The organism is Bacteroides sp. MSK.18.37 (assembly GCF_019129155.2).
GTDB lineage: Bacteria > Bacteroidota > Bacteroidia > Bacteroidales > Bacteroidaceae > Bacteroides > Bacteroides ovatus.
This window is the reverse complement of the sequence record NZ_JAHOIB020000001.1, coordinates 4,592,168-4,603,858: the sequence shown is the minus strand read 5'-3', so window position 1 is coordinate 4,603,858 and position 11,691 is coordinate 4,592,168. Positions and strand designations below refer to the sequence as shown.

Annotated in this window: 4 protein-coding genes; 3 read left to right on the top strand and 1 reads right to left on the bottom strand. The window is 44.2% G+C overall.

What is annotated here, in order from left to right; all coding sequences use genetic code 11:
* Nucleotides 1-448: 448 nt before the first annotated feature.
* Nucleotides 449-1,912 carry a glycoside hydrolase family 28 protein gene (locus tag KSX81_RS17500; RefSeq protein WP_004301602.1) on the bottom strand — a complete coding sequence of 488 codons (1,464 nt, stop codon included), beginning with the start codon at nt 1,910-1,912 and terminating at the stop codon, nt 449-451.
* Nucleotides 1,913-2,132: 220 nt separating this feature from the next.
* Here KSX81_RS17500 and KSX81_RS17495 point away from each other — a divergent pair, with 220 nt between their 5' ends.
* From KSX81_RS17495 to KSX81_RS17485, 3 genes are all read left to right on the top strand, one after another.
* A complete protein-coding gene (locus KSX81_RS17495; protein ID WP_004320943.1) occupies nt 2,133-4,034 on the top strand; it encodes a rhamnogalacturonan lyase in 1,902 nt (633 codons plus the stop codon).
* 137 nt (nt 4,035-4,171) lie between these two features.
* Nucleotides 4,172-8,509 (top strand): two-component regulator propeller domain-containing protein, encoded by a 4,338-nt coding sequence (locus tag KSX81_RS17490; protein ID WP_004301597.1) that lies wholly within the window; start codon nt 4,172-4,174, stop codon nt 8,507-8,509.
* Between the two features lie 199 nt (nt 8,510-8,708).
* The gene (locus tag KSX81_RS17485) at nt 8,709-11,672 is read left to right on the top strand and encodes a glycoside hydrolase family 2 protein (RefSeq protein ID WP_004301596.1); all 2,964 of its coding nucleotides are present in this window, start codon (nt 8,709-8,711) and stop codon (nt 11,670-11,672) included.
* Nucleotides 11,673-11,691 lie beyond the last annotated feature (19 nt).

The window sequence follows — 11,691 nt, the reverse complement described above, 5'->3', positions numbered from 1 at the left end:
TACGCAAAGAATAGAGTTTTGTGACAACGACGTCTATATCATTTACTTTTCATAACATATCCAAGATAAAGCATAATTTATCTTGAACCAAAAAGAAAAAAGATGACTCTTCTTTCATAATCTTCGTCAACGTTCTTAATAAACTATTGAAGAGTTTATTATAAACGGTATCCAAGTTTATTATAAACGATGAATCTCCGAATTAAGGATATAACCGTGATTTTTCGCAACAAAAAAGGCTGCAAATCCCATAAAGATTCACAGCCTTTGGCTCATACAGAAACTCTCACAGCTTAACTACTGTAAGGACTCCCTGATATATTGTCATCATATTGTACTAGTTTCTTTTTCATTCTTTTTAATCAAACCTTTTATCCATTGATATTCACACCTACAAATATACAACATAAAAAAGGCTTTGTCAAGAGCTTCCTGCCTGTAAGGAGAATTATTTGTAATTAATCTCAATCTTACTATCTATATTATCCGTTTGCCGCAATCGGCTTTTATCTTTTACCGTCAAATGAATATCCTGTAACTGGAAATTCTTTCCATAAGTTATCTTTCCGACAGATTCCACCTCCGCATTAATGTTAGACAGATAAAAATTCTCGATGCGATGACTTGCGCTCCATCCCGAAGCGGAAATAAAACGTTTTGCTCCATCTGCTTTTACGTGAGAGAAATACACATTACGAAAATGAGGATACCCCTTTTCCTTCGGCTCTACCGGAGTCAACATAGTAGTCCAGTGTTCAGGAACATCTTTTCCTTCATATTCTTTCGGCAAGGCAGAATAACTATATTTCGGATTCCAGTTCAAATCGACAGACAGAATATGAGTCACACTATCAGCCTCAACACGCGTCATATAGATATTCTCGACCGTTCCGCCACGGTTCATGGATGATTTCAGACGCAATGTCGTTCCTGTGCCATACGCTATCAGATCATGAGCCAGTACATTGCGGATAGAACCGGAAGTCTCACTTCCGCAAGTCAGCAAGCCCGCACCTTTACGGGCAATACAGTTACGAACCACCACATTCTCCGTCGGACGATTCACACGCAGTCCATCCGCGTCACGCCCTGCCTTAATACAAATATTATCATCGTTGCAATCCACATCACAGTTTTCTACCAGAATATTGGTGGATGAATCAATATCAATGCCATCCGTACTTGGTCCGTGACCTCCTACATTATTATTAATAGTAAGTCCGCTCACCGAACAATGATCCGAATACAAAATCTGACAAGCCCAGAATCCCGTACGCACCAACGTAAAGTCTTTCAACGTGATATGCTTGCTGTTGGAAACCAGTACTCCCCTCACCCGCTTGCAATCATAATCCACAATCCAGCGCAGATTCTTCTTCTCATATTCCTCCCGCATCGCCCAATATTTATCCCAGAATACTTTTCCGCGGCAATCGATAAAGCCTTCCCCCGTAAGAGCGGCATTTTCCGCATCCATTATATTGATAACAGCCGAAGGCCATGTCATTTCGATACCGGCAATGCGGGAAGGAAATTCCGGATAGTCCTGAATATTATCACTCGCAAGCAAGGTAGTACCTTTACTAAGATGCAGGTTCACACCACTCTTGATAAACAAAGCACCTATTTTATAATACCCCGGGGCAACAACTACCGTGCCTCCTCCCTGTTGGTGACAAGCATCAATAGCGGCCTGGATAGCAGGAGTACTAAATACGGAAGTGTCATTCCGCAACCCGAACTTTCCGGCATCCCATTCTGTGTTTTTCGGAGTCCTCTGCGCCCCCACCTGATCGGCCCACGATAAATCCGGCTTTGCAGACACACTTCCCCAATCATAAGCGGGAGTTGTCTTTTTCGGAGTTGTAACACCAATCAAGGCCAATAGTACAATAGATAAAAGATACTTCATAATTACTTCTTTTAGTTCATGTTGCAAAATTATCGCATATCATCAAAGAGGTAATGGACGGATGTACGCAAAAGATAGAATATTATATCATACGGACAATTAATTTGAAAGGGTGCACAATTGTATATAGTCTTTGTACATTTCTCCATTTCATACATTCAAAAAAGGAGTAATTTTGCGAGTGAATAAATATAATAAGGTCCAAACCGATGAAACAAATATGAGAAGAATTGCAATTTATCTATTGTGCATATTCATGTTGCTGCCTGTTGCAACAATGACAGCACAACCTGGTTATAACTACTCAAAGTTACAACGGGAGAAACTAAACCGCGGCGTAGTTGCCATTCGCGAAAACCCTTCAGAAGTAATCGTTTCGTGGAGGTATCTTTCTTCCGATCCGATACAGACCGGTTTCAATGTGTACAGAGACGGGAAGAAACTGACAGACACTCCCATCACAGTCAGCACCTTGTTCCGTGATAAGAATAACAGTCAGAAAACGGCTGTTTACGAAGTACGTCCTGTTCTAAAAGGCAAGGAGACGCATCACATTGACGGTACATACACACTCCCGGAAAACGCGCCTCTCGGCTATCTGGAAATTCCCCTGCAAAAACCGGCGGACGGAATAACTCCGGCAGGTGATACCTACACGTACAGTCCCAATGATGCTTCCATCGGTGACGTAGACGGTGACGGCGAATACGAAATTATCCTCAAATGGGACCCCAGCAATTCACACGACAATGCACATGAAGGCTATACAGGCGAAGTATACATCGATTGTTACCGAATGAACGGAGAACAACTATGGCGTATCAACTTGGGTAAAAACATACGTGCAGGAGCTCATTATACTCAATTCATGGTGTACGATCTGGATGGTGACGGCAAAGCGGAAGTAGTGATGCGGACTGCCGACGGAACAATAGACAGCAAAGGGAAAGTGATAGGAGATGCAAATGCAGACTATCGCGAAGAGGGAACTTTCGATCCCAGCAGAAATCAGATAATGAAACAAGGACGTATTCTGAAAGGCAAAGAATACCTGACTGTTTTTTCTGGAGACACCGGTGAAGCCTTACATACCATCGACTATATCCCTGCCCGCGGCAACGTTGCCGACTGGGGAGACGCAAAAGGTAACCGAAGCGACCGCTTCCTGGCTTGTGTAGCCTATCTTGACGGAGTACACCCAAGTGTTGTCATGTGCCGAGGCTACTACACGCGTACTGTTCTGGCTGCCTTCGACTGGAACGGAAAAGAACTGAAGAACCGTTGGGTATTCGACAGCAACCATCCCGGATGTGAGCAGTACGCCGGACAAGGAAACCACAATCTGCGTGTAGGCGATGTGGATGGTGATGGATGCGACGAAATCATTTACGGTTCCTGTGCTATCGACCACAACGGCAAAGGACTTTATTCTACCCGAATGGGACATGGAGACGCCATCCACCTGACACATTTTGACCCTTCACGAAAAGGTCTGCAAGTGTGGGACTGCCATGAAAACAAACGTGACGGCTCCACTTATAGAGATGCTGCAACGGGAGAAGTGTTGTTGCAGCTAAAAAGCAATACCGATGTAGGACGTTGTATGGCCGCCGACATTGACCCGACTCATCCGGGTGTGGAAATGTGGTCAGGAGATTCACAAGGTATTCGAAACGTAAAAGGAGAAATCATAGCCCCCAAAATGAGAAATATGCCGACCAATATGGCTGTCTGGTGGGATGGAGACCTATTGCGCGAACTACTGGATAGAAGCATGATTATTAAATACGACTGGGAAAATAAAAAGTTTGTTCCGCTTGTCAAATTCACAGGAACTCTTTTCAACAATGGAACGAAATCGAATCCTTGTCTGCAAGGTGACATTATAGGCGACTGGCGGGAAGAAGTACTCGTACGCTCCGAGGACAACGCTTCTCTCCGGCTCTACGTATCGACTATCCCGACCGAATACAGATTCCACACCTTCCTTGAAGAACCGATATACAGAATCAGTATCGCTACCCAAAATGTAGGCTATAACCAGCCAACACAACCGGGATTCTATTTCGGACCGGACCTTATAAAGATGAAAGGTACTTTCAGAGGATATCAAATCAAGTAAGTGTTATACTAAAAGTATCAGCGCCAACCACAAATACACATCTCTTGCCCTTGGTATTTTACTATACGAAGGGCAGATTTGTTTAAAATCCAAAGAAATAACTATCTTTGCCTGCATATAACACATATAAATCCACTATGAAGAAGAATACATTCCTTATATTATCGCTTTTATTGCTTTATCTCTATCCACTGTCGGCCTCCGTGGAAATTCGCTCCAATAAGCTGACTACCGGAGATGGATTAGCAAATAATTCGACCCGCTATATGATGCAGGACAGTAAAGGATTTATCTGGCTGGGAACTCTCAACGGATTAAGTTATTATGACGGCAATTCTTTCGTCAATATCTATCCGGATATAAATAACCCGCTCTCATTAGCCGATTCCCGCATCCGAAGCATGGAAGAAGACCCGAACGGCTTCATGTGGATTTCAACAATTTCTTCTTTTATCAGTTGCTATGATTTGCGTCATGGCTGTTTTGTAGATTTCACCGGAAATGGGGAATACAAGGAAAACTATTCCAAATTCATTATCCTTTCCGACAACTCTATTTGGTTATGGCATAATCAAAACGGTTGCCGCAGAGTCGTTTATCAGGACGGCAAATTTTCATCGCAAGCGTATAAAGAGAAATCAGGCAACCTGCCTTCCGATAAAGTACAATTCGTTCTGGAAAGTGCAAAAGGAGAAGTCTGGATTGGTACGGACAAAGGGTTATTGAAGTATCAGAATGGTAAAACGAACAACCTCGACCCGCAACAACAGAACTGGGAACACATCATTTCTTATGATAAATACACTTGTATCATTACCGATAAAAATGAAATCTACCGTCATACCTATTCCACGGACAAGCTGGAAAAGGTTGCGTCGTTAGCCGAGGGCTTTGATGATATAGGCCACGTCACAGGCAACTTCCTCTTGCAGGATAAATGGGTATTGTTTACCGTCAACGGCAGCTATATACTGGATATTCCGACCGGTAAACTAAGTCGTTACTCGGAACTGAATATCAAAAATGGCGCTGTCACCAGGGACAATAAGAAAAATGTATGGGTACATAACTATACGGGCAATTTATGGTACGTCGATATAACCACCGGCAAAATCAAACCTTTCCAGTTCCTTTCCTCCAAACATATCGGTTACATCGATGTGGAACGTTACAGCATCGTACACGACTCACGGGACATTCTCTGGATATCGACTTACGGCAACGGGCTTTACGCTTATGAATTATCGACGGGTAACCTGCAACACTTCACATTCGAAGTCAATCAATCCAGCCACATCAACTCCAACTATCTTCAATTTGTAATGGAAGACCGTTCCGGAGGTATCTGGGTAAGCTCCGAATTCTCGGGTTTATCTCATTTGGAAATTCTGAACAAAGGAACACAGCGTATTCATCCCAGCGGTGAAAACAGTTCCGACCGCTCGAATACCATCCGCATGCTCTTTCAGACTCAAAACGGCAATATCTACATGGCCAACCGCATGGGTAGCCTTTACGAATACAACTCTGCCCTGACCAAAGTGATCCGGCAAGAGGACTTCACCCATAACGTTTACAGCATGAACGAAGATCAGGAAGGCAACTTATGGCTGGGAATGAGAGGGATCGGCCTTCGCATCGGCGCAAACAAATGGTATAAGAATGACCCCAGAAACGCTAACTCTCTATCCAACGACCAGGTTTACTCCATTTATCGCGATAGAAAAGGACGTATGTGGCTAGGCACTTTCGGTGGAGGATTAAATTTAGCAATTAAAACTACCGACGGCTACCAGTTCAAACACTTCTTACAAGACAACTACGGTGAAAAACGCATCCGTGTCATCGAAGAGGACAAGAACGGACGCATGTGGGTAGGCACGAACAACGGTATTTATATCTTCCATCCGGATTCACTGATTGCATCACCCAAGAATTACGTGATTTACAATCATGCCAACGGCACATTCCCCAGCAACGAGATCCGTTGTTTGATGAACGATGATAAAGGTAATATGTGGATTGGTACTTCCGGGGCCGGATTCGCAGTCTGCCACCCGGGAGACAGCTATCAACACCTGACTTTCGATTGCTATGATATAAAAGACGGATTATCCAATGCAGTCGTACAATCCATTGTCCAGAATAAGGACCATAAAATGTGGATTGCAACCGAATATGGCATCTCCCGTTTCACCCCGGCTACCAAACAGATAGAAAATTACTTTTTCTCTTCCTACACTTTAGGAAATGTATATAGTGAAAACACCGCTTGCGTCAGCAATGACGGCAAATTATTGTTCGGAACAAACTATGGCTTGGTAGTACTGGATGCCAACAAGATAGAGACGTTGGACAAGCCTGCCTCCGTTATCTTCACCGGACTTCAAATCAACGGTGCGCACATGCTTCCGGGAGTGGAGGATTCGCCTTTACAAGAAGCAATGCCTTACATCAACGAACTGAACCTGAAATATTATCAGAGTTCACTCACGATCTCTTTCTCTACCTTCAACTATCTGGACGGGGTATCCAAATACTCTTACAGTCTTCCTCCATACGATACGGAATGGAGTTCGCCCTCCAGCCTGAACTTTGCCACTTACCGGAATCTGCCTCCGGGCAAATATGAACTACATGTGAAAGCCTGCAACGCCGCCGGTATCTGGGGAGAAGAAAATGTGATGGAAATCGTAATAGCTCCTCCTTTCTGGAAAACCGGATGGGCTTACCTGATCTATGCCATTCTAATAGCCATAGCGGGTTACTTCAGTTTCCGTATTATCAGAAATTTCAATGCGCTGCGTAACCGTATCGCTGTAGAAAACCAGTTGACGGAGTATAAACTGGAATTCTTTACCAACATCTCTCATGAATTCCGCACTCCGTTGACACTGATTCAAGGTGCTTTGGAAAGAATTGTCAACATGGGAAACCACTCCAAGGATATGCAACACTCCCTGAAGATCATGGACAAGAGCACGAAACGAATGTTGAGGCTTATCAACCAACTACTGGAATTCCGGAAAATGCAGAAAAACAAACTCGCCCTCTCCCTGGAGGAAACGGATGTTGTCGCTTTCTGCTATGAGATATTCCTTAGTTTCAAGGACGTCAGCGAATCCAAAAACATGGATTTCCGTTTCGAGCCCTCACAGAACTCTTACAAGATGCCTGTGGATAAGGGGAATCTTGATAAAGTGATCTATAACCTGCTCTCCAACGCTTTTAAATATACTCCTTCCAACGGAAAGATTATATTCAAAGTAGACGTACAGGAACAGAAGAAACAGCTCTGCATACAAGTGATCGACACAGGACTGGGCATCCCGAAAGAGAAGCGTGCCGAACTGTTCAAACGCTTTATGCAAAGCAGCTTCTCACACAGCAGTGTAGGCGTCGGACTTCATCTGACATACGGTCTGATCAATATACATAAAGGAACGATTTCTTATAATGAGAATGAAGGCGGCGGTTCCATCTTCACCGTCGAACTACCAACGGACGCCAGTGTTTATGAAGAAAAAGATTTCCTGGTTCCTAACCAGTTATTGATTGAAGAAGAGAAACAACGCCATAAAGAGTTTGTCACAGACGAAAATACGGACGAACAGGCAGCACCTCCCGTACCGTTGAACAAGCGGAAAGTATTAATCATTGAAGATGATAATGATGTCCGCGAATTCCTGAAAGAAGAAATCAGTCATTACTTCGAAGTAGTGGCAGAAGCGGATGGTATCAGTGGCTTCGAACGTGCACAAACTTATGATGCAGATCTGATTATCTGCGACGTATTAATGCCGGGTATGACGGGATTCGAAGTGACCAAGAAATTAAAGAATGAATTTGCCACCAGCCACATTCCCATCATTCTGCTAACCGCCCTCAATATGGAAGAAAAATATCTGGAAGGTATCGAATCCGGCGCGGATGCTTATATCACCAAACCATTCAGCATCTCCTTATTACTGGCCAGAATCTCCAAACTGATCGAACAGCGGGACAAACTGCGTGAAAAATTCTCCAACGAACCGGGAATGGTTCATGCGGCTATCTGTACGAACAACAAGGACAGCAAATTCCTGGCAAAACTGAATGAAATGCTGAACGAGCACATGGTGGAAACGGAATTTTCCGTAGATGACTATGCCAACCTGATGGGATTGGGACGTACCGTATTCTACAAGAAAGTACGTGGTGTCACCGGATACTCTCCCAATGAATACCTGCGTGTCATTCGTTTGAAGAAAGCTGCGGAATTATTGTTAACCGAAGACCTGACTGTTTCCGAGATTTCCTACAAAGTAGGTATCAACGATCCCTATTATTTCAGCAAATGCTTCAAGAATCAATTCGGAATAGCCCCTTCTGTTTATCAGAAGAACGGTGGTAAAGCTCCGGCTTCCAATGATACGGCAGAGAACACAGAACAAGCTTCCGAAGAAAAAGAAGAAGAGAATGAAACGGATGTTTAAAAAGAACATGTGCTAACCGCAGATAATAGTATCTCATTCTCCTATCAACGGGGAATGTGTACTATTATCTGAAATTGTGTACAAATACCAGTCGCTTTTTTTCATCATGAGATAAAAATTACATCCTTTCCGTACGGTAGTATATGTATGTTTTCTCTCAATGTACTTCCTTTGCAGCAGAACATTTTAATAGACTATCATGAAACACAAATTATTTCTTTTCGTATTTCTGCTGACTGCACTGTCTGTCATCAACGGACAGGCATCCGAACGCAAAAAATACAATTTCAACAGCGAATGGAAGCTGCGGATAGGAGACTTTCCTAAAGCCAAAGACGCAAAATTCGACGACAGTAAATGGAAACAAGTGACTTTGCCTCATGCCTTCAATGAAGACGAAGCATTCAAACTTTCCATCGAACAATTGACAGATACAGTGGTATGGTATCGCAAGAATTTCCGGATTCCGGAACTGAAAAGTAATCAGAAAGTATTCGTCGAATTTGAAGGAGTACGCCAACGCGGAGACTTCTATCTCAACGGACATTATCTGGGCAGACACGAAAATGGTGTTATGGCGGTAGGGTTCGACCTGACTCCACATATCAAAGAGGGTGAGAACGTGATTGCCGTTCGCACCGACAACGACTGGATGTACAGAGAAGAAGGAACTAACTCTAAGTTCCAGTGGAACGACCGCAATTTCAATGCCAACTATGGCGGTATTCCTAAAAACGTCTTCTTGTACGTTACTGATAATGTATATCAGACTCTTCCCCTATATAGCAACCTGAAAACGACAGGCGTATACGTCTATGCCCAAGACTTCGACATCCAAGGACGCAAAGCTACGATTCATGCCGAATCGGAAGTCAGAAATGACAGTAAAGCTCCCCGGCAATTCAGCTATCAAGTGAGTGTACTTGATGCAGACGGCAAACTAATGAAAACTTTCCAAGGTGATAAAGTGACTTTGAAAGCCGGAGAGACTAAAACGGTAAAAGCATCCGCCACCCTCCATAATCTTCACTTCTGGAGTTGGGGATATGGTTACTTGTATACGGTAAAAACCGCTCTGAAAGATGACAACAATCAGGTATTCGATGAAGTAAGTACCCGCACCGGCTTCCGCAAGACACGTTTTGCAGAAGGAAAGATATGGCTGAACGACCGTATTATCCAAATGAAAGGATATGCACAGCGTACCAGCAACGAATGGCCGGCAGTAGGCCTGTCCGTACCTGCCTGGTTGAGCGATTTCTCTAATGACCTGATGGTGAAAGGAAACGCGAATCTGGTTCGCTGGATGCACGTTACTCCGTGGAAACAGGATGTAGAATCCTGCGACCGTGTAGGTCTGATACAGGCAATGCCTGCCGGAGATGCTGAAAAAGACCGTGAAGGACGTCAATGGGAACAACGGGTAGAGTTGATGCGAGACGCGATTATCTACAACCGTAATAATCCGAGTATCCTGTTCTACGAATGTGGCAACAAAGCCATCAGCCGCGAACACATGATAGAAATGAAAGCTGTCCGCGACAAATACGACCCGTTCGGCGGACGTGCCATCGGATCACGTGAAATGTTGGATATCCGCGAAGCAGAATACGGCGGCGAAATGCTGTACATTAACAGAAGCGAACATCATCCGATGTGGGCGACCGAATATTGCCGCGACGAAGGTTTAAGAAAGTACTGGGATGAATACAGCTATCCTTTCCATAAAGAAGGTGACGGACCACTTTATAAAGGACAACCGGCCACTGACTATAACCGCAACCAAGATGAGCTTGCCATCACCATGATAGCCCGCTGGTATGATTATTGGCGTGAGCGTCCCGGAACGGGTAACAGAGTCAGCTCCGGCGGTACTAAAATTATCTTCTCCGACACTAACACTCATTACCGGGGTGCGGAAAACTACCGAAGAAGTGGAGTGACGGACGCGATGCGTATCGAAAAAGATGCTTTCTACGCACATCAGGTAATGTGGGACGGATGGGTAGATACGGAAAAAGACCAGACCTACATCATCGGCCATTGGAACTATCCGGAAAATACGGTAAAACCTGTGCAGGTAGTATCTACTGGAGAAGAGGTGGAACTTTTCCTGAATGGTAACTCCCTGGGTAAAGGCAAACGCCAATACAATTTTCTCTTTACTTTCGACAACGTAGCCTTCAAACCGGGCAAGCTGGAAGCTGTCAGCTACAATAAAGCAGGGAAAGAAATCAGCCGCTATGCTCTAAATACAGCCGGTGAACCTGCCAGTCTGAAACTTACCGCTATCCAAAACCCCGAAGGATTTCATGCAGACGGTGCGGATATGGCATTGATACAGGTAGAAGTGGTAGATAAAGACGGAAAACGCTGTCCGTTGGACAACCGCACCGTTCAGTTCACACTCAACGGTCATGCGGAATGGCGCGGAGGTATTGCTCAAGGTGAAAACAATCATATTCTTGATACAAACCTTCCGGTAGAATGTGGTATCAACCGCGCACTGATCCGCAGTACGACGACTGCCGGAAAAGTAACTCTGACAGCACAGGCTAAAGGACTTCCAAGTGCCTCTCTCACATTGGAAACGGTGCCTGTAAAAGTGACTGGAGGTTTGAGTTCCTATCTTCCGCAGTCTACCTTGAAAGGCAGACTGGACAGAGGCGAAACACCTTCTACCCCTTCTTACAAAGACAGCAAAAAGGGCGTACGAATCGTTTCGGCAAAAGCCGGTTCCAACAATAATGATGCTGAAAAAAGCTACGATGATATCGAACTGACCGAATGGAAGAATGACGGCAAACTAAGCACTGCATGGATTACCTATACATTGGAAAGAGATGCCGAAATAGACGATATATGCATCAAACTGCAAGGATGGCGTTCACGAAGTTACCCGCTGGAAGTATATGCCGGCAACACCTTGATTTGGAGCGGAAACACGGATAAAAGCCTGGGATATATTCATCTCAATATAGAAAAGCCCGTACGTGCCAATACGATAACCATCCGCTTGAAAGGAAACACTAGTGACAAAGATGCTTTCGGACAGATTATCGAAGTAGAGGCTAAGGCCGCCAATAAAATGGAACTGGAAAAAAGCAGCAGCAAAAACCAGTTAAGAATCATCGAAGTAGAGTTTCTCGAAACAATCAAATAAATAGTTCTCAACAGGTATT